The 19,940-nt window shown below is 64.9% G+C and carries 18 protein-coding genes; 15 read left to right on the forward strand and 3 right to left on the reverse strand.

Annotated elements, in window-relative coordinates:
• The first annotated feature begins 11 nt into the window (after positions 1-11).
• From GA0071312_RS15825 to GA0071312_RS15840, 4 genes are all read left to right on the forward strand, one after another.
• The gene (locus tag GA0071312_RS15825) at positions 12-932 is read left to right on the forward strand and encodes an AEC family transporter (RefSeq protein WP_074445747.1); all 921 of its coding nucleotides are present in this window, start codon (positions 12-14) and stop codon (positions 930-932) included.
• A 107-nt stretch (positions 933-1,039) separates the two neighbouring features.
• Complete coding sequence (locus tag GA0071312_RS15830) at positions 1,040-2,476, forward strand: amidase (protein ID WP_074445748.1); 1,437 nt, start codon at positions 1,040-1,042, stop codon at positions 2,474-2,476.
• A gap of 98 nt (positions 2,477-2,574) precedes the next feature.
• Positions 2,575-3,534, forward strand: a complete 960-nt coding sequence (locus GA0071312_RS15835) for a sodium-dependent bicarbonate transport family permease (RefSeq protein WP_074445749.1) — start codon at positions 2,575-2,577, stop codon at positions 3,532-3,534.
• Positions 3,534-3,857: a DUF190 domain-containing protein gene (locus GA0071312_RS15840; RefSeq protein WP_074445750.1), complete on the forward strand. Its 324-nt coding sequence runs from the start codon at positions 3,534-3,536 to the stop codon at positions 3,855-3,857. Before GA0071312_RS15835 ends, GA0071312_RS15840 begins: the two co-directional genes overlap by 1 nt.
• Positions 3,858-3,870: 13 nt before the next feature.
• Here GA0071312_RS15840 and GA0071312_RS15845 read toward each other — a convergent pair whose 3' ends face one another.
• A complete protein-coding gene (locus GA0071312_RS15845; protein WP_074445751.1) occupies positions 3,871-4,713 on the reverse strand; it encodes a formate/nitrite transporter family protein in 843 nt (280 codons plus the stop codon).
• A gap of 305 nt (positions 4,714-5,018) precedes the next feature.
• On the opposite strand from GA0071312_RS15845, the gene GA0071312_RS15850 reads away from it, so the two are divergent.
• Positions 5,019-6,281 carry an MFS transporter gene (locus tag GA0071312_RS15850; protein WP_074445752.1) on the forward strand — a complete coding sequence of 421 codons (1,263 nt, stop codon included), beginning with the start codon at positions 5,019-5,021 and terminating at the stop codon, positions 6,279-6,281.
• Positions 6,282-6,332: 51 nt separating this feature from the next.
• Here GA0071312_RS15850 and GA0071312_RS15855 read toward each other — a convergent pair whose 3' ends face one another.
• The gene (locus GA0071312_RS15855; protein WP_074445753.1) at positions 6,333-7,526 is read right to left on the reverse strand and encodes an MHYT domain-containing protein; all 1,194 of its coding nucleotides are present in this window, start codon (positions 7,524-7,526) and stop codon (positions 6,333-6,335) included.
• A 314-nt stretch (positions 7,527-7,840) separates the two neighbouring features.
• Here GA0071312_RS15855 and ltnD point away from each other — a divergent pair, with 314 nt between their 5' ends.
• The 4 genes from ltnD (at position 7,841) to GA0071312_RS15875 (ending at position 12,750) form a co-directional block, all read left to right on the forward strand.
• Positions 7,841-8,746, forward strand: a complete 906-nt coding sequence (gene ltnD, locus GA0071312_RS15860; protein ID WP_074446262.1) for an L-threonate dehydrogenase — start codon at positions 7,841-7,843, stop codon at positions 8,744-8,746.
• Between the two features lie 296 nt (positions 8,747-9,042).
• Complete coding sequence (locus GA0071312_RS15865; protein ID WP_074445754.1) at positions 9,043-9,966, forward strand: PRC-barrel domain-containing protein; 924 nt, start codon at positions 9,043-9,045, stop codon at positions 9,964-9,966.
• A gap of 166 nt (positions 9,967-10,132) precedes the next feature.
• The gene (locus GA0071312_RS15870; RefSeq protein WP_074445755.1) at positions 10,133-10,948 is read left to right on the forward strand and encodes a universal stress protein; all 816 of its coding nucleotides are present in this window, start codon (positions 10,133-10,135) and stop codon (positions 10,946-10,948) included.
• 134 nt (positions 10,949-11,082) lie between these two features.
• Positions 11,083-12,750, forward strand: coding sequence for a TRAP transporter large permease (locus tag GA0071312_RS15875; RefSeq protein WP_074445756.1), 1,668 nt, complete (start codon positions 11,083-11,085; stop codon positions 12,748-12,750).
• Positions 12,751-12,825: 75 nt separating this feature from the next.
• Here GA0071312_RS15875 and GA0071312_RS19740 read toward each other — a convergent pair whose 3' ends face one another.
• A complete protein-coding gene (locus GA0071312_RS19740; RefSeq protein ID WP_131817840.1) occupies positions 12,826-14,589 on the reverse strand; it encodes a hypothetical protein in 1,764 nt (587 codons plus the stop codon).
• Between GA0071312_RS19740 and GA0071312_RS19745 the strand changes: the two genes are divergently transcribed.
• The 6 genes from GA0071312_RS19745 (at position 14,512) to GA0071312_RS15900 (ending at position 19,939) form a co-directional block, all read left to right on the forward strand.
• Positions 14,512-15,216, forward strand: a complete 705-nt coding sequence (locus GA0071312_RS19745; protein WP_131817841.1) for a hypothetical protein — start codon at positions 14,512-14,514, stop codon at positions 15,214-15,216. The genes GA0071312_RS19740 and GA0071312_RS19745 overlap by 78 nt on opposite strands.
• Before the next feature lie 93 nt (positions 15,217-15,309).
• Complete coding sequence (locus GA0071312_RS19750) at positions 15,310-15,849, forward strand: hypothetical protein (protein ID WP_131817842.1); 540 nt, start codon at positions 15,310-15,312, stop codon at positions 15,847-15,849.
• Between the two features lie 158 nt (positions 15,850-16,007).
• Entirely contained in the window at positions 16,008-16,886 is an 879-nt protein-coding gene (locus GA0071312_RS15885; protein ID WP_238947254.1) for a helix-turn-helix domain-containing protein, read from the forward strand.
• 156 nt (positions 16,887-17,042) lie between these two features.
• Entirely contained in the window at positions 17,043-18,062 is a 1,020-nt protein-coding gene (locus GA0071312_RS15890; protein ID WP_074445758.1) for a TRAP transporter substrate-binding protein, read from the forward strand.
• Between the two features lie 73 nt (positions 18,063-18,135).
• Positions 18,136-18,654: a TRAP transporter small permease gene (locus GA0071312_RS15895; RefSeq protein WP_165604060.1), complete on the forward strand. Its 519-nt coding sequence runs from the start codon at positions 18,136-18,138 to the stop codon at positions 18,652-18,654.
• A 1-nt stretch (position 18,655) separates the two neighbouring features.
• Positions 18,656-19,939: a TRAP transporter large permease gene (locus GA0071312_RS15900; RefSeq protein ID WP_074445760.1), complete on the forward strand. Its 1,284-nt coding sequence runs from the start codon at positions 18,656-18,658 to the stop codon at positions 19,937-19,939.
• Position 19,940 lies beyond the last annotated feature (1 nt).

Here is a 19,940-nt window from a genome sequence, read left to right on the forward strand (position 1 = left end):
GCGGATTTTGCATGCTCGCCTCGATTGCGATCGTCTTTCCGATCTTTGCCCTGATCGCGCTCGGATACGGCGTGCGCCGCGGGCGCTTTGTCGATGACGGTCTCGGAGAGACGCTCTCGCGTTTCGTCTTCATCATGGCGATCCCGGCACTGCTTTTTTCCACGCTCTCGCGGTCCGATCTGCCGGATGTGCAGCCCTGGGCCTATTGGGGGGCTTATTTCTTCGCGCTCGCAGTGGTCTGGGCGATTGCCGATCTCGCCGCGCGCTTCTTCTTCGCCGACAGCCATGCCGGGGCGGTGGTGGCCGGCTTCACCGCCGGCCAGGCCAATCTGGTGCTGATCGGCATTCCACTGGTGCTCTCGGCCTATGGCGAGGCGGCGGCGGCTCCGCTGTTTCTGCTCATCGGCATTCATCTGCCCATCACCCTGACCGTCGCGACGCTGTTTCTGGAAGGCCGACAGACCTCCTGGCGGGCAATCCTGCTCAAGCTCTTGCGCCATCCCATCATTCTGGCAATCCTCGCCGGTGCGGCCATGCGCATGTCCGGGCTTGACCTGCCGGGACCGGTCTGGCGCACGCTCGAAATCCTCGGCGGCGCGGCGGTGCCCTGCGCGCTGGTCGCCACCGGCATCGCCCTGCATCGCTACGGGCTGGGCGGTGACTGGCGCCGGCCGGCCCTGATCACTGTGCTCAAGCTCGTCGTGCAGCCGCTGATCGTCTATGTGATCGTCTTCCATCTGATCGCCCTGCCGCCGGTCTGGGCGGCGACGGCGGTGCTGCTGGCGGCCTGCCCGACCGGTATCAACGCCTACCTGCTGGCGCAGAGCTATCGCGAAGGCGTGGCGCTCGCCTCGGGCGGGGTGTTCCTGACCACCGTGATGGCCATGCTCACGACGGTGATCTGGCTGGCGATCCTCGGCACACCGGGATGAGCGTTCGGGCGCGGTGACCGGGCGCGCATCCGGGCTTGCGGGGGCAGCGCTTCCAAACCGGGCCGCGCGCGGACACTCTGGAGCCTCCTCGCCTGTGGAGATTCCCGATGAGCCAGCCTGCCGACATTCCGATGATGGACGCCGTCGCGCTGTCACGCGCGATCCATGCCCGCGATTTCTCCTGCACCGAGGTGATGGCGGCCTATCTCGACCGCATCAATGCGCTCAATCCGAAGCTGAACGCCATCGTCTCGCTGCGCCCGCGCGAGGAACTGATGCGCGAGGCGCGAGAGCGCGATGATGAACTCGCTGCGGACCAGTCGCGCGGCTGGATGCACGGCTTTCCCCAGGCGATCAAGGACCTCGCCGATGCGGCCGGCCTGCCCACCACCAGGGGCTCGCCGCTCCTGAAGGAGAATGTCGCAAACAGCGACGCGTCTTATGTCGCACGCATGCGTGATGCGGGCGCGATCATCATCGGCAAGACCAACGTGCCGGAATTCGGGCTCGGCTCCAATACCTACAACCCTGTCTTTGGCCCCACTGCCAACGCCTGGAGCCCCGCCCATACCGCAGGCGGCTCGAGCGGCGGTGCGGCGGTGGCACTGGCGGCGCGGCTGCTGCCGGTGGCTGATGGCAGTGATTTCGGCGGGTCGCTACGCAATCCCGGCGCCTTCAACAACGTCTACGGTCTACGGCCCGGTTTCGGGCGCGTTCCCGCCAATACCGAGGATGTCTTCCTGCCCGGCATGAGCGTGAACGGGCCGATGGCGCGCAATGTCGCCGATCTGGCGCAATTGCTGGCGGTGCAGGCGGGTTACGATCCGCGCCAGCCGCTCGGCCTCGACGGCGACGGCGCGGAATTCGCCGCCCCGCTCGATCGGGACGTATCGGGGCTGCGCATCGGCTGGCTGGGCGATCTCGACGGGAGGCTGCCTTTCGAGCCGGGGATCATTGCACTCTGCGAGGCGGCGCTGCCGGTCTTCGAGAATCTCGGCTGCCATGTCGAGGCGGTTTCGGTCGATTACGACATGGGGGATGTCTGGCAGGCCTTCTGCACCTTGCGGCACTGGCAGGTCGGCGCCGGCCTGCTGCCGCTCTATCAGGATCGGTCGCGCCGGGACCAGCTGAAGCCCGAGGCCGTCTGGGAGATCGAGAACGGGCTGAAGCTCGGCGTCTTCGATATCACGGCAGCCTCGACGCGGCGCAGTGCCTGGTACCAGTATGTGCGCAACCTGTTCGAGCGCTTTGACTTCCTGCTGCTCCCCACCGCCCAGGTCTTCCCCTTCGCCATCGAAGAGACCTGGCCGCGCAGGGTCGGCGGGCGGGAGATGGACAGCTATCACCGCTGGATGGAGGTGGTGGTGCCCGTGACCATGTCGGGCTGTCCGGCAATCAGCGTGCCGGTCGGTTTCAGTGAGGCCGGCCTGCCCATGGGGATGCAGATCTGGGGGCCCAATCACGGGGAGCGCGCCCTGCTCGAAATCGCTCACGCCTATGATCGGGCGACAACCTGGAGCAGCGTTCTGCCTCCCGAAGCCTGAACACGGATTTCCGGTGTGGAATTGCGAAAACAGCCTTGCGCGACTGCTGATCAGGGCCTATCCACGCGCGACGCTCACTGCAAGGGTCAAGGACGCTGATGCCTGCCGGTTTCGAAACGCTGCTCTCTCCAGTCATCCTGTTCTTCATACTGGGGGCGCTGGCAGCGGCTTTGCGATCGGACCTGGCGATACCGGAGGCGGTTGCCAAGGGGATCTCGCTCTATCTGATGGCCGCGATCGGCCTGAAGGGTGGCGTCGAGGTTTCGCAGAGCGGTTTCACGCCGGACATGGCTCTGGCGGCCCTGGCAGGGCTTGTTCTCTCCTTCCTGATTCCGATACCGCTGTTTCTCGCCCTGAAGCGGATCGGGCGGCTCGATACCGTGAATGCAGCAGCGGTCGCGGCGCATTACGGCTCCGTCAGCGTGGTGACCTTCGTCGCCGGATCGCAGGTGCTCGGCTCGGGCGGGATGCCGCCGGCGGGCTACATGGTCGCCGTGCTCGCCCTGATGGAGACGCCGGCCATCATCGTCGGGCTGATGCTCGCCCGGCGCGGCGGCGGCGTGCAGGTCCAGTCCGGGAACGGGCTCTTGCACGAGACGCTTCTGAACGGCTCGGTGGTTCTGCTGATGGGCTCCTTCATCATCGGGCTGATCGCGGGGACGGACGGGTTTGCGCCGATCGCGCCCCTGTTTCAGGATATCTTCACGGGCATGCTCTGCCTCTTCCTGCTCGATATGGGCCTCGTCGCCATACGCCGCCTGCGCGAATCGCGAGCGCTGACCTGGCGGCTGGCCGGGCTGGGAATCATCTTCCCCGTGATCAACGGCACGATCGGCGTGCTGATCGGCGCGCTGATCGGGCTCGATACGGGCAGCGCAGCGGCGCTCGGCATGCTGGCGGCAAGTGCTTCCTATATCGCCGTGCCGGCGGCGATGCGGCTGGCTCTTCCCCAGGCCGATCCGGGGCTGTATCTTGCCATGTCGCTGGCGGTGACCTTTCCGTTCAACATCACCATCGGCATACCGTATTTCGTCTTCCTCGCGACGCAGGTGGTGTGATGAGCGACCCGGATCCCGTGGATCTCGAGCGTATCAAGGTCGAAATCCTGCTCGATTCGCCGCTGGTGCGGCGGGTCGAGGAAGCCGCTGAACGCCACGGCCTCACCGGCTGGACCGTATTGCCCACGCTCAGCGGCTCCGGGCGCAGCGGGCGCTGGCGCGATGACCAGGTGACGGGGGCCGCCTCGAAGGTGCTCTTCACCACCGTGTGCAATCGCGAGAAGGCCGAGGCCTTCACCCGTGAGCTCTCGCCGGTCCTGGAGGCTTACGGCTCGGTCCTGCTGAAGAGCAAGGTCGAGGTGGTGCGCCCGGGGAAATTCTGAGGCGTCTTCCGATTCAGCGATCGCGCTCACGGCCCGCGCGCACGTCGAGCTTGACCCCCTCGCGCACCAGCACGGCGAAGATAAGCCCGCCGATCGCGTTGCCGATGACGATCGCGGCAAAGACACTTGCTGCCCGCAGCCAGCCCATCGGCGAATCCGAGATCATCCCGGCAAACAGCGCAATCGACGTCGTAACCGAATGATGCAGACCAAGGGCGCCGATCGTGACGCCGATCACCGAGATGAAGAGAAACTGGCTGGTCGAATCGCGCCCGCCCGCAATCAGCCAGGAGAGCAACCCCATCAGCCATCCGGCCAGCACCGCGCTCAAGGCGATCACGCCGAGCGGATAAGCTCCGAGATAGACGGCAAAAAGCACGAAATCATCGAGGTCGGCGATCCTCAGTGCCGGGGCCATGGCGGTGATGAAGAGTGCAAGCACGAAGCCGCCGGCGAGATTGCCGCCGAGCACCAGTCCCCATAACCGCAACAGCGTGCCGACGCCGCGCTCACCGGTCAGGACCGGGAAGATCGCGATGGTGGTATATTCCGTATAGAGATCGGTGCGCCCCATAATGGCAATGATGAAGCCCACGGCATAGGCGCAGCCGAAGAGCAGCCGTTGCAGCGGCTCGCCGATCATGCCGCCATATGCGCCGACGATCATCCCGAGCAGCAGCACGCTGATGCCGGCACACATCCCCGCGATCACGCCGGAAGAAAACAGCGCCACTGCGGGCCGCGCGAGTTCGTCAATAGCCTCCTCATGCTCGGCATCGAACATGGCCCGATAGGTTGTCAACGCCGTGTGCGGGCGATGTGCGCCGGATTCCTCGCCGTCATCGAAGCGGTTCATGCCATTTCCATCCCCGTCATGAAGGGCCCGACCGGTTTCCCTCGCCTCAGGGGAGGGATCAAGGGTGAGGTGAAACCGCGCGCACGATCACCGCCACCGGTCACCTCCATACATGACCGGCCACCGCGCCGCAAAACCACACGCGCGAAGCGGCCCGAAGGGAATCGGCACCTGCGCGCGGCGGGCAGCCTTGCACCAGGCTGCCAGCGGGAATATCCATGCTGCCGGCCCGGCATGTCGCAACCGGGTGGCGTATCGCGCATGATACAGCAATTCCAACCAGGCGGCGAACAGGGAGGGCGCACATGCCCGCGATCACGCCCCCGTCCGGCGGAACGAGTACGGCTGCCCTGATCGGGCGGATCCTGCTGCCCTTCGGCATCGCCTATTTCTTCAGCTTCCTCTATCGCACCGTGAATGCCGTCGCAGGGTCGGAAATCGCAGCGTCGCTCGATCTCACCCCGGGCGATCTCGGCCTGGTCACGAGCGCCTATTTCCTCACCTTCGCGCTCTTCCAGATACCGCTGGGCATCCTGCTTGATCGCTATGGCCCGCGCATCGTCGAGGCCGCCCTGCTGGTCGTCGCCGCCGGGGGTGCACTCGTCTTCGCCATGGCCGATTCGATCACGGCGCTGGCCATCGGACGCGGTCTGATCGGGCTCGGCGTCTCGGCCTGCCTGATGGCGGCGCTCAAGGCCAATGTGCAATGGTTTCCCGCCGCCCGTCTGCCGCTGGCCAACGGGATCATCATCGCGATGGGTGGTCTCGGCGCCATCGCCGCGACGACGCCCGTGCAGATCGCGCTGACGGTGACGGATTGGCGCATGATCTTCACTGCGCTCGCGGTGATGACGGTTGCGGTCGCCGTCCTGCTCTTCGCAGTGGGGCCGCGTCACGCAAAAGCGGGCCAGTCGGAGAGCTGGGGCGCGGCGATTCGCGGCGCAGCGCGCATCTTTCGCTCGCCGGTCTTTCTGCGTATCGCGCCCCTCGTGGTGCTGAGCCAGGCGACGTTTCTGGCCTATCACGGACTCTGGGCCGCGATCTGGATGCGCGATGTCGCCGGGGTACCCGCCGCCGATGTCGCGGCGATTCTCGGAATCGCGACGACGGGGATCATCTTCGGTTCACTCGGAACCGGGCTGATCGCCGACCGGCTGCGCCAGCGCGGCGTGCCTGTTCTGCGCACGGCACTCGGCTTTTCGCTCGCCTTCATCGCGGTGCAGGCGGCGCTCGTCTTCGGATTGCCGGTGCCCGAGATCGCCCTGTGGACGGCTTTCGCCTTTTTCGGTTTGAGCAGCATGCTCTATTTCGCGGTTCTCAACGCGGCCTTCCCGCCGGAACTGGGCGGGCGGGTCTCGACTTCCGTGAACATGCTGGTCTTTTCGAGCGCCTTCCTGCTGCAATGGCTCGTCGGCGTGCTGCTCGATCCCTGGGAGGGGGCGGACCGCGTCTTCGCCCACCGCGCCGTCTTCGGCACGCTGGCCGGACTGCAACTCGCCGCGATCCTGATTCTCCCCAGTCGCGTGGCAACCCGCGACGATCCCGGGTCGGAGGAGGCGCAGCGCTGACGGCCCAATCGCGCGCCGGGCATGCAGCGCGCGATCCGGCGCGCGAAAAGGTCAGGTCAACCCAAGCGCCGCACGCAATTCCGGAATGCGTGAACGAGCGACGGGGACGCGGTCGAGAGAGGGGCTGCCGTCAAGCAGGCAATAGCCGTTATCCTTGCGCCTCTGGAAACCCGCGACGCGGGCGGCGTTGACCAGATAGGACCGGTGTACGCGCAGGAACTGGGCCGGCAGGCGCTTTTGCGCCTCCGAGATCGACCACGGACAGAAGACCCGCCCGGAGGCGATGTAGACGATGGAATAATGCCCCTCCGCCCGCAGGGCGAAGACTTCGCCTGCGGGCACGAAGAAGGTCGTCCCGTCTTTCTCATAAGGCACACGTATGGAAGCGGAAGATTGCGCCGCCGGTGCAGGATCGTGCGGCTTCTCGATCCGGGGCGGCGCCGGCTCCCCCTCTTTGGAGGCTGGATCAGGCGGCGCGGCGGGCACCGCAGGAGGCGTATCCTCTGGCATCGCTTCCACCGCAGCGACCGCCTCCGCCGGGCCGTCGAGCAGGCTCGCCGCCGTGAGCAGGAAGGCGCCGGAGATCACGAATCCGGCGAGAAGCACGATCAGGGCGATCTGGGCATTGGCGAGCGCGGGCGCGTCGAAGGCGGCGCGGCTCACCTCCACGAAATCGGTCCAGTTCATCGCCGAGAAATGCACCACCACCACGCTGGCACCGAAAACGAGGGTGGCAAGCAACGTGTTGCGCCGCGTGCGCCGACCATAGGCGATGCCGATCGCCGCCGCCCCCATCCCGGCCGCGATCAGGCCGACGATGACGAATCCGGCCGGCTCATAGACCGGCCGGCAGCCCTCGATGGCGTTGATGCCGACATAATGCATCGTCACGATGCCGGTGCCGAGGATCGCGCCGGCGAGCCCCATGCGTGCGTGCGTGCGGGGACCGAAATGCATCAGCAGCAGCGCGATTCCCGCCAGCAGGATCGCGATCAGGGCGGAGGCGGTCGTCGGCAGGATGTCGTAATGGACCAGAACCGGAAAGCGCATCGACAGCATGGCGACGAAATGCATCGACCAGATGCCGCCGCCGAGCGCAATCGCCGCCATCACGATCCGCGCCTGACGCTGACCCTTCGTCAGGCGCGACAGACCCTGCGTCAGGGTCAGCCCGGTAAAGGCCGCCATCATCGAGATGGCAACCGATGCCAGCACCAGCCAGGGATCGTATGTGTAGAGGATCATCGCGCGTCAGCGTCCTGCCCGAAACCGCCCGGTTCGCTGCCGCGCCGGGCCTGCCTGTTTCGCTTGCGGGTTTTGTTGGCCTTGTTTTGCGAAACATTGTGCGCGCCGATCGGATCGCATCGCCGGCACGGGAGAAAAGTACCGGCGCGGCTTGAACGCTGTCAATGCTGCGGCGCATGAATTTCGCGCCCGGGTTGTGCACCGCAGCATCCGTGAAAGCCCAAAGGGGCAAAGGCGATCTGCACGGCTTCAAAGCGCAGGCGCAGCATGAAACAATCGCAGAAACGTCTTCGACAATCGCCGGGAGCCCCGCCATGCGCCTTTCCGATCAGACCATCGCCTTTTTCGGCCTCGGCTCCATGGGCTACGGCATGGCCGCGACGCTGATCCGTGCCGGCGCTACCGTCTTCGGCTTCGACGTGGCCCCCGGTCCCGTCGGGAAGCTCGTCGGCGAGGGCGGGCGGCGGGCCGGTATTGCGGAAGCGGGCGCGCAGGCGGATGCGGCGGTAATTGTCGTGCTCAATGCCGCGCAGCTCGAAGCGGTGCTGTTCGGCGCGGACGGCATCGCCGCACATCTGCGCCCGGGCGCGGTGATCATCGCCTGCCCGACCATCGCTCCCGACCAGGCCCGCGCTCTCGCCACGCGCTGCAGCGAATGCGGCCTGCATTATCTCGACGCGCCGATTTCCGGCGGCGCCGCCAAGGCGGCACGCGGGGCGCTCTCGGTAATGGCGTCGGGAAGCCCGGAGGCCTTTGCTGCGGCAAAGCCTGTTCTCGATGCGGTTGCCGAGACCGTGTTCGATCTCGGGCCCGAGCCCGGAGCCGGTTCGGCAATGAAGGCGATCAACCAGATGCTCGCCGGCGTGCATATCGCGGCCATGGCCGAGGCGGTCACCTTCGGCATGACGCAGGGGATCTCCCCGCAGAAGACGCTGGAGGTGATCCCGCAATGCGCCGGCACCTCGTGGATGTTCGAGAATCGTGCGCCCCATATCGTCGCGGGTGATTATACGCCCCATTCCGCCGTCGATATCTGGCCCAAGGATCTCGGCATCGTGCTCGAGATCGCGCGCGGCGCGAAATTCTCCGCACCGCTCACCGCCGCCGCCCTGCAGCAATTCCTCGCCGCATCCGGCTCCGGGCTCGGTCGCGAGGACGATGCCGCCGTGGCCAAGGTCTATGCGCGCAATGCCGGGCTGGACCTGCCGGGTGACGATTGAGCAGTCCCGTCTGCATGTCAGTTTGGTTGCGCACAATCAGAAACTGAATGGCCAGATATTTGCGCCATGAAATCGTTTCTTGCAATTTTCATATAAATAAAAGCAAACTTGGCCGTAGAATTATCTGGAACAGAATGTTCGACCGGCTGTTGTCCCTCCGAATACAGAATGACAAGCGTCGTTTCTGAAAAATTAGCATCAGGAGGTGCAACATGAAACATCTTATCGCTACGTCTGCCATTGCTCTATTGGTCAGTATGCCTGCAATCGGGCAGACTTCAAATAATGACGCTCAGATGACTGATGAAACGCGCTCCATGGCCACGTTCATCGAAACAGCACATGAAGCTGATGTGCTCGCCAGCGAAATCATGGAAGCTTCAGTCCTTGCTCATGGTGACGATCTTGCAATGAGCAGTGATGCCGGGAGCACGGACATGCGTGCCGTGCGCATGATCAATGCGGATGAGCGCGAGAATCTCGAGGAGATCGGCGGCGTTCAGGACGTGCTGATCGATCGCGATGGCAATATCCGCGGCATCATCGTCGGTGTCGGCGGCTTTCTCGGAATCGGTGAGCGCGAAGTGGTGCTCGGCCTCGACCAGCTCGGTTTTGCCCGCGATGCCGATGATCCGGAAAGCGTGATGGTGCTGGCGCAAATCGACGTGCAGTCGCTGGAAGAGGCGCCTGAATTCGACCGTGAGGCCTTCGAGAATCTCACGGTCATGAACGGCACCGGGGACGAAGCGGAGGGCGCGGGCCTCGCCGATCGGGAAACCGCTGAGCAGGAGGCCGACGAGGACGAAACCGCCGGGCAGGACGCGGAACGCGAAGACATGATGGCCGAGTCGCGCCCCGCCCATGATGCCGGTGAAGAGCAATGGCGTCAGGGCCGCGAGATGTTCACCGCCCCGGACCTCCAGCGCGAGGGCTACGGCCGCGCCGAGGCGGACAACTTCTCGGTCGATGAGTTGCTCGGCGCCAATGTGTATGACGTGAACGACGAGGATGTCGGCAATGTCGATGACGTCATGGCCGGCGCCGATAACCAGCTGGAATATGTCGTCGTGGATGTCGGCGGCTTCCTCGGGCTCGGCGAGCATACCGTGGCGATCGGCCTCGACGAGGTGACGATCCTGCATGACGACGCCGATGATCTGCGCCTCTATGTGGATGTGACCGAGGAAGCGCTGAACGAGATGCCTGAACACCAGCGCTGACGCATGTTGCCTGAACGGGCTTGCACTGAACGGGCTTGCACAGAACGGCCGCCACCCTTCATCAGGTGGCGGTCTTTTGCTTTGCCTTGCGGAAATTGCGAAATCTCAAGGCGCCGGGTCTGCGCCTGGCAGAGGATGGCGCGAGCCATGAAAGGATATTGCCGTGATGCTCAAGGATCTGATGGTTCACCTCGACGGCGGCGCGGATGATACGCATCGCCTCGGTTTCGCGGAAGCGCTGGCCGATCGCTACAAGGCGCATATCGGGGCGCTGTTCGTGAATGCCTATCCGGGCTTTTCGATTTCGGCGGATGCAGCCGGCACCGGCGCGATCGCCATGGCCGAACTGGTCGAGCGCGCCACCGCCGAGGGAGACCGCACCGAAGAGACGATCCGCAAGAGGCTGGAAGGCCTTCGTTTCCCCTATGATCTGCAGCGCATCGACGCTGTCGACGACCAGGCGGGCTATCAGGCCGCGCGCGCCACGCGCCACGCGGATCTGTTCATCGGCCTGCGCCCGTCCGAAGCCGCACCGCGCTGGACGGGACTGATCGAGGCCGTCCTGTTCGGCAGCGGGCGCGCCGTCCTGCTGGCGGCGCCGGAGCGGGATCCGGGCCCGATCAAGACGGTCGTGATCGGCTGGAATGGCAGCCGGGAGGCCGCACGCGCCGTGGCCGAAGCCATGCCCTTCCTCGAAAAGGCGGCGAAAGTGGTGGTGGTCACCGCCGAGAAACACCCCTCGGAGGATACGCTCGATACCCGCCTCGCCAGCCACCTCGATCGCCACGGCGTCAAGGTCACCCTGAACGAATTGCGCTCCGCGGATCCGGGCGAGGCAATCCTCGCGGAAGCCAGGAGCAGCGATGCCGATCTCATCGTGGCCGGCGGCTACGGCCATTCGCGGCTGCGGGAATGGGTGCTCGGCGGCGTCACCCGGACGCTGATGGAGCATGCACGCACCCCCCTTCTGCTGGCGCATTGAGGCGGATTGAGGCGGTTGAAGACCGGCGCGGGGATTGACGGGCCGCGCCGGCCCCGCCACGTTGAGCGCGCGCTCGCGCCTGCACGACCGGTGCGCGGCGCGGCGCGGGCGCAAGGGGCGAGACGACGCCGGTCATGACAGCCTTCATCATTGCCAACCTGGCGCCGATCATGTTCGGCTCGCTGATCGCGATCATGATCCTGGGCTACCCGATCGCGTTTTCCCTCGCCGCGCTCGGGCTGGCCTATGCGATGCTGGGGATCTGGCTCGATCTGTTTCCGCCCGGCTTCCTGCAGGCTCTGCCGGACCGGCTCTTTGCCGTTCTCGCCAACGAAACGCTGCTCGCCATCCCCTTCTTCGCCTTCATGGGGCTGGTGCTGGAGCGCTCGCGCATGGCGGAGGATCTGCTCGACACGATGGGGCAGCTCTTCGGTTCGTTGCGCGGGGGGCTCGCCTATGCGGTCATCGTCGTCGGCGCCCTGCTTGCCGCCGCCACGGGCGTGATCGCCGCCGCCGTCATCGCCATGGGGCTGATCTCGCTGCCGATCATGCTGCGCTACCGCTACGATCCGCGCCTCGCCACCGGGGTGATCGCCGCATCCGGGACGCTCGCGCAGATCATGCCGCCCTCGCTTGTGCTGATCGTGCTGGCCGACCAGTTGCAGCGCTCCGTCGGCGACATGTATGCCGGCGCGCTGCTGCCCGCGCTGGCGCTCGCCGGATCCTACGCCCTCTACGTCTTCGGTATCAGCCTCATCCGCCCGCGAATGGCCCCCGCCCTGCCGCCCGAGGCGCGCTCCGACGAAACCGGACTCGTTTCACTGATCGTGACGCTGGCCATCGCCACGGCGACAGCCCTGATCGCGACCTGGGCGCTTGCACCGCATGTGGCGCGTGCACCGCTCGTCTATGGCGGGGCGATCGGCGCGCTTGCGGCCCTCGCCATCGCGCTCGTGAGCCGCCATCTCCTGCCCGGCCTGATCGCGCCGCTGGCCGAGCGCGTGCTGCTGGCGCTGGTGCCGCCGCTGGCGCTGATCCTGCTGGTGCTGGGGGCAATCTTCGTCGGCATCGCCACACCCACCGAAGGCGGGGCGCTCGGGGCGCTGGGCGCGCTCATCCTCGCAATGGCGCGCCGCCGGCTCGATCTGCCGCTGCTGCGCTCGGCCTGCGAGGGCACGCTGCAGCTGTGCTCCTTCGTGATCTTCATCCTGATCGGCGCGCGCGTCTTCGCGCTCACCTTCTACGGCGTCGACGGTCATATCTGGGTGAAGGACCTGCTGCTTATGCTTCCCGGCGGCGTGACGGGCTTTCTCGTCTTCGTGGCGCTGCTTGTCTTCGCGCTCGGCTTCTTTCTCGATTTTTTCGAGATCGTCTTCATTCTGGTGCCACTTCTGATCGTGCCCGCCCAGGCTTTAGGCGTTGATCTGATCTTTCTCGGCGTGCTGCTCGCGCTCGCCTTCCAGACTTCGTTCCTGACACCACCCTTCGGCTTCGCCCTGTTCTATCTGCGCTCCGTGGTGCCCGCGAAGGATGGGCCCGATCCGCAGACGGGGGAGCGGCGGCAAGGGGTGGATACGCTCGCGATCTATCGCGGCGCCTTTCCCTTCGTCCTGATCCAGCTCGCCATGATCGCCATCGTGCTGGCCTTTCCGCAGATGGTGACCCATTACCAGCGCACCGGGCCGGGCCTCACGGCGGGAGAGGTCGAGCAACGCCTCGACGATCTGCGGTTGCCGGGGCTGGAAGATGATGGCGGGTTTGGCCTCGGAGCGCCGGATTTCACGCCGCCCGCCCCGCCCTGATATCAGGGCGGGGCGCAGCGTCATGCGGTCGTGTGCAGCCGGCCCGTATGGGAGAGGCTGGCTGCACACTCGGGCTCACGGCTGTACCGGACGACCCTGTTCGTCGCGGATGTCGAGCGTATAGCCGCGACGCGCCTTGTCTTCCCCCATGGTGTGCTCAAGCTCATCTGACGGGGCCCGCCCGGTCCGGGAATCCCGCTCGATATCGAGAATACCGATCTGCACGCCGAGACCGTGCAGGGTCCAGGTCTCCGCCGGATTGTTCGGATTGGGGAAGGAGATCGTCACATCCGCGAGATACTGGCGGATCAGCGCAACCGCTGCTTCCGCAGAGTCACGCGGACCGATCGCCTCCCACTCATCGCCGCCATATTTCTGGAAGGTAACGTCCGGATAGGCGGCGGCTGCGGCCTCGAGGGCAGCGTTAAGGTGGCCGATTGCGGCATCACCCACATCCCAGCCAAGCTGGTTGTTCAGCACCGACAATTTGGACATGTCACCCTGCGCGTGGACGTAGCCTTCCGGCACACGCCCATCGGCATCTCGCGGCGCTTCGAGCGACGCCGCGCCGTTCAAGATGCCGGTCGCGTGAGTAAAACGCTCCTCGATCAGCCGCTGGGTCAGCAAGCCTTGCTCGTTGTTCGGCATGGCCCGAATGGCTTCGAGCGCCGCATCGTACTCTCGACGAATAGGTTCATTCTGGGCGTTTCGCGCACCCGTTGGCGGCACGTCAGCCGTTCCTTCCAGCGGACGGACATTCGAATGGATTTCAGGGTTGTAGGGCTCGAAAACGTCTGAGCCACGTGCCGGATAAAGGCCCTCCTCCACGCGCCCAGCCTTGACGTCGTCTATCTCTCTGCGTCCGCGCGCAAATTGCTCCTCTAAGGCCGGAATGCTCGTATCGGTGATCGCCCCCGTGTCGAACCAGGCGATACCCGGTTTGAATACCTCACCGCCGGGCCCGATATCTCCGGTCCCGATCGCAAGATCGCGGAATACCTCATCGAGACGTTCGAGCGTGGCCTCCACATTATCCGGCGACAGGACGAGAACCGCCGTTGCGCCGTTAGGGTGCAGGACCTGGCCACCGGCCTCGGTTACGACCCGGGCGATCTCGGCCATCCCACCGGCGATGAAATCGTCCCCATGCTTGTGGCTCAGCGTTTCGTTAACGGATTTTCCGCCGCCAAACTCGGCCACAATCAGGTGATGTCCCTCTTGCGCGACAAGCGGCAACGCATTCGCGTTCTTCAGCCCCGATACCGGATTGACGAACATCTGGATGAGGAAGCGGGCAATATCTTCAGGACTCTGCAGTTCCGGATAATGCTGGCTCATCAAGCGCTGCACTGCTGCGGACTCGTCCGGAGTAAAGCTCTCGATTGCACTTTGTGGATCCCGTAGAATAGCAATCAGTTTCTCATCAATCCGCTGCGAGATTTCCGCAAGATTCATCATCTCGAAGATCAGTGCGGCCTCCGTTGAGAAACGCTCCTGAGCCATTGCATTCGCGACCTGCGGTGCCGCCCGCCCGATGCGCTCCAGCGCGGCGGTGATGTCCTCGCTGCCCGATTGCGCGCCGAGCAGACGCAGCATGATCGCCTTCAACTCTTCCTCGTGATAGCCGGACAGATCCCCGGCCCCGTTGATCTCGCCGGCGAGTTCCTGCGGATCGGTCTGGCGGATGCGGTTGAGTTCCGCCGAGGATTCGACGGGTGCATTCGCTCTGCCACCGGTCGGCCCCGCGAGGTTCGGATAGGCATGTGCGAAGGCCCGCTGCAGTTCCAGCGCCTGCTCACCCTGGCCGGCGGCGCGCAGTTCCTCCGCGCGTTCGCGCACGAGCTCCTCAAGCGGCCTGCCGGTTCTGCGGCTGGCTTCTTCCAGTTCGCGCAGGAGGCCTCCACCCGCACCGGAACCGTCGCGTACGCTGTCCGGCCCCTGCACGCCGCCTCCGGCCTGCCCGGCGAAATCGCGATAGCGCTCGCTCAACTGGCGCATGATCGCGTCCGCAATATCCGCCCGACCATCCGCCCGGGATGCATCGGCGCGCTCACGCAGATTGCCGAAAAGCTGTGCGATGGAGGCCGGATCAGTCAGCGGTCCGGTCTCGAAATTCAGGCCGCCGCCGCCACGCAGGTTACGCTCTTCGTCGCGAATTGCATCACGCGCGCGTCCCTCGACGATGACCGCACGCCGTCCCCTGTGCATCGCGCCGACTTCTTCTTGCAGAGCACCCGCCTCGCCCTCGCGCAGGAGCGCTTCCCGCGCCAGCTCCGCTTCCGCCGCAACCTGCTCAGGCGAAGGTGTGGGGGTCTCGCGTATCGGCGATTGATCCGGAAACTCTCGGAACTCGACGGGCCGGGTATTCTGAGGCGAAATGCCCAGGGGATTTTCGCTCCCGCCCGTCGTCGGGCCGAGATCGGGAACGGCATGTTCGAACGGATCGCGCTCCGGGGTTTGCGGTGAGGCCGTGTGCGGATTCCGCGTTGAAGCGGGCATATACCCGCCCCGATCCTCACTACGGATGATCTGGTCTTCGTCTAGGGCGGCGGCCATGGCGTGGGCGAGCAGGCTGTCCTGCTGGCCGCGCGACATCGTGTGATAGCCGAAGACACCGCTGATCCCGTCACGGGTGAAAGTCTGGACCAGAACTTCGGCCACTTCGCCGGCAATGCGCCGCTGCCCGGCATGGTCGTGCCGTTCGGCCATCTCCGCAAAGGCGTCGCGGTTTTCGAAGCGAAGCGCCGTCAGGGCATGATCGGCGCTGAAATCGGGCCCGCGCGTGACGGCAGCAAGAGCCTGCTGACCCAGATTGCCGAACAAGGCCGTATGGGCACGGTCCGTCATCGCCGCAACGGCGTCGTTGCGGGATCCGTTGAAATGCGGCGCGAGCGGGCCCGTGCCGGTGGTACCTGTTCCCGTCGGGGTCTGCGTCGGTGCTTGCGGTGGCGTTGGGACCGCCGGCTTGAAAGCCGTCGTGGACGACGCGTGCGGCGAAACAGGAGACGGAGAAAGCGGACCGATACTCACCATGATCAAAACTCCAGAAAACAAATCAGACCCAAGGGCACGCTATGGGCGTACGTAACGATGCATTAACTATATTAATATAAATTAATTATATCAAGCATGATTTTTTATCATTCATTTTAACTTTTTATATAAATCTTATAGAAATCCGCATGCCGAGCAGGGCCTCCCCCGGATGCGCGGCGCGGCGTTTTGACTTCGCCAGCGGCGCTCTCTATTGAAAACCCATGCAGGAATCGTCCGCCCCGATCCGTTTCAGTGAGATCGGCGAGAGGCTCAGGGCCTTTCGCATGGGGCGCGGACTTGCGCCGGAGGATCTCGCGGGGCGGCTCGGAATCTCGCGCGCGGCGCTCTACCGGGCCGAGAAGGGGCAAATTCCAAAAATTGAGACGCTGACCCGAATCTCCGATGTACTCGGCGTCTCGCTGCCCACTCTATTGGGCGTCGGCATCGAATATGTCGATACGGCCATCGCCTTTTTCGAGCGCATGCGCCAGCTGGAAGAAACCAGCCACCAGATCGTCGGCCTGTTCGGCCCGATCTCCTATCTGCTGACATCCGATACGTATGACGCCACCCTGCGCGAGGTGCTGATCGAGGGCATCACCGAGACCGGGTCGGGGCGCGCGCCGGCCCTGAACGCGGTGGAGACGCTGATGGACGTGCTCGCGGCACGCAAGGCCGCCTATCGGCGCAAGCGCCCGCTGATCGCGAGCCTCGTCTCCTCCGCCGATATCGAGCGCTTCCTGCTGCACGGCCTCGTCGGGCGCCACGACCTCTTGCCCGAAACGATCGCCCGCCGCCGCCGCGAGGCGCTCGCGGAGACCCGCGCCATCCGCGATCTTCTGCGCGACCCGCCGATCGGCGTGCAGGTGGGAATCGTGCGCGAGACCATCCCCGCAACAAGCTTCCAGATCTTCCGCCAGCCCGATCGCGCGGTTCTGGCAATCAGCCCATTCCGTCTGGGCGAACAGCCCAATGTGCGCGTCGGCGCAGCATTGATCACCTCGGCCCCGAGGCGCTGGAGCTGCACGAATCCATCGCGCAACAGCTTTGGCAGCGCGCCTTTCGCGGCTCCGAGGGCGCCGATTACCTCGATGATCTGATCCGCCGCTACGGCATCGGCACGTCCTGACCTGCTCAAACATGCGGCAATCACTGCCTGCTCCGTGGTCTCAAAAATGAGATCATCGCTTGACACACCCCAGGCCTCGCGGCTTCATGGCGCTACGTAAGCAACAAGCATGCGAGGGGATCACACCATGAAGACACTTTCAAAGACTGCGGTCAGTGCGCTGGCTCTGACCATCACGCTCGGCCTCGCCGGTGGCGCTGCGGCGCAGGAATACACGGCCCGCATCGGCCATCTCGAGCGCGCCGAACAGGCCCGCCACCAAGGCCTCGAAATCGTCGCGGAACTCGTGCGCGAGCGCACCGACGGCGATGTCGTGTTCGAACTGTTCCCCGCCGGCCAGCTCGGCCAGGCGCGCGAGATGAACGAGGGCGTGCAGCTCGGCGTGATCGAGGGCACCGTCTCGCCGGCGGCCTTCCTCTCGGGCTTCAACCCGGCCGTATCGATTCTCGACGTGCCCTTCATCTACCCCGCCGATCGCGAAGCGGCGAATGCATTGCGCACAGGCGCCTTCGGTGAGGCCGTTCTGGCCACTTTCGACGAGATCGGCGTCAACGCCATCGCCATCTGGCCGAACGGGCGCAAGAGCTTCACCTCGAACAAGCCGCTTGATTCCATTGAGGATTTCGCCGGTCAGGAATTCCGCGTGATGGATTCGCGCGTGCTGATCTCGCAGTTCGAAGCCGTCGGCGCCTCCGCCATCGCCCTTCCCTTCGGCGAGCTCTACACCGCGCTGCAGACCGGCGTCGTCGATGGTCAGGAAAACGCCCTCGATACGATTTCGGCGATGCGTTACGACGAGGTCCAGACCAACCTGCTCGTTTCCGAGCACGGCGCCAATGAAGACGTCGTGATGTTCAATCCCGAATGGTGGAATTCGCTTCCGGAGGATTACCAGACCATCATCGTCGAAGCCTTCGACGAGGTCCGCCCGCAGGTCGAGGAGATCAAGGAAGCCTCCCAAACCGCCGCTCGTGAGCGTCTGGAAGAGGCGGGCATGAATATCCGCGAGATCACCGATGAAGAGCGCAACACGCTGCGCGAGATGATGTATCCGCAAGCCCGCGACGCTTATGTCGCGCAGACCGGTGCGGTCGCCAACACCATCGTCGAGGTCTATGAGGCCGAATACGAGCGCATCGTCGAGTGATGCCGCGATCCGGCCCGGACGGCGTCTTCGCGGCGCCGTCCGGGCTTTTTCTTTTCCGGCGGTGGAGGGTTTCGTGTCGGCTGCGCTGAAGGCTCTGGAGAAGCTTGAATTCTTCCTGATCGCCGCATTGATGCTGTGCATGGTGGCGCTCTATGCCACAGGCATCGCCGTGCGCGAGCTCGCCCCCGCCTGGTCGCGCAACGTCGCCTTCGTCGATGAAGCGACGCGCTACATGATGGTCTGGATGGTGTTTCTGGGGCTGGGCCTCGCGCTGGCCCGCGGGCGTCACATTGCCATGAGCGTGTTCCGCGACCGGCTTGGTGATCGTCTCGGCCAGATTCTGCGCAAGCTGATCGATTTCGTTGGCCTCGGTTTCTGTCTCTATATCACCTGGATCGGCCTCGACATCGCCCAGCGCGTCGCCGTGACCGGGCAGAACAGCCCGACGCTCGGCATCTCCGCCGGCATCCTCTATGGCAGCCTGCCCGCCGGTTTTGCGCTGCTTGCCCTGCGCTATGCCCTGAGCCTGTTCGGCCTGATCGACCGCTGGAACGCGCGCGATGCGGATGCCGCGACGCTGGAAGGACACTGACATGGGTGTTGCCTTCATTTCCGTCTTCGCGCTGGTATTGCTGTTTCTCGGTTTCGAGATGCTGCTGGTGCTCGGCGTGCCGGGGCTCCTGATCAAGGAGCTCTATTTCACGCGATTGCCCGATATTGCCATCGGCCAGCGCATCCTTGGCGGGGTGAATCATTCGACCCTGCTCGCCATCCCGTTCTTTCTCTTCGCCGCCGAGATCATGGCGCGCGGGCATATCGCGCGTCACCTGACGACGATGGTGAAGGGCTTTCTCGGCCATCGTCCCGGCGGGATGGGCTATTCCACCATCGCGGGCTCCGCCGCCTTCGGCTCGGTCTCGGGTTCGGCGCCGGCCACCGTCGCGGCGATGGGGCGGATCATGTATCCGGAGCTGCGCAAGGCGGGTTACGGTGAGAAGATCTCGCTCGGGCTGATCGTCTCGTCAGCGGAATCAGCGCTCCTGATCCCGCCCTCGATCACGCTGATCATCTATGGCTGGCTCACCGGCACCTCGATCACCGGGCTCTTCGCCGGCGGGCTGGTGATCGGTATCTTTCTTTCGCTGGCCTTCGCCGCCTATGTCATGGTCGAGGGCAAGCTCTCCGGGCGCACCGGCAGCGCGCCGATGCCCTGGCCGGACCGCATGCGCGCCGTCAGGGCGGCCATCTGGGCGCTCGGCCTGCCGGTGATCATCCTCGGCGGCATCTATTCCGGCACCTTCACGCCGACCGAAGCCGCTGCGGTGAGCGTGATCTACGCCATTCTGGTGGAGCGCGTCGTCTATCGCGAGATGAGCCTGCGCGACGTCTATACCATCGCCGGACAGGCCGCGATCACCACCTCGGTGATCTTCGTGCTGCTCGCCATGGGCAGCCTGGTTTCGTATTTCATCACGCTGGCGCAGGTGCCGGGCCTGGTGATCTCCTTCATGGAGACCATCGAGGCGAACTGGATCGTCTTCCTGATCGTAGTCAACCTGGTCTTCCTGATCGCGGGCATGTTCATCGATCCCAATTCCGCACTGCTGGTGCTCGTCCCGGCTTTCTATCCGGTGGCGCTGGCCTTCGGGATCGACCCGGTCCATTTCGGTCTGATCGTCTGCCTGAACATCTGCATCGGCATGATCACGCCGCCCTTCGGCCTCGACATCTTCGTCGCGTCATCGACCCTGAACAAACCGGTTTCCGCCGTGATCGCAGGGGTGTGGCCCTTCGTCGGGATCAATATCGGCACGCTCGTCGTCGTCACCTACGTGCCCGATCTCTCGACCTTCCTGCCGCGCCTGCTGCTCGGATAAG

Source organism: Saliniramus fredricksonii (genome assembly GCF_900094735.1).
Taxonomy (GTDB): domain Bacteria; phylum Pseudomonadota; class Alphaproteobacteria; order Rhizobiales; family Beijerinckiaceae; genus Saliniramus; species Saliniramus fredricksonii.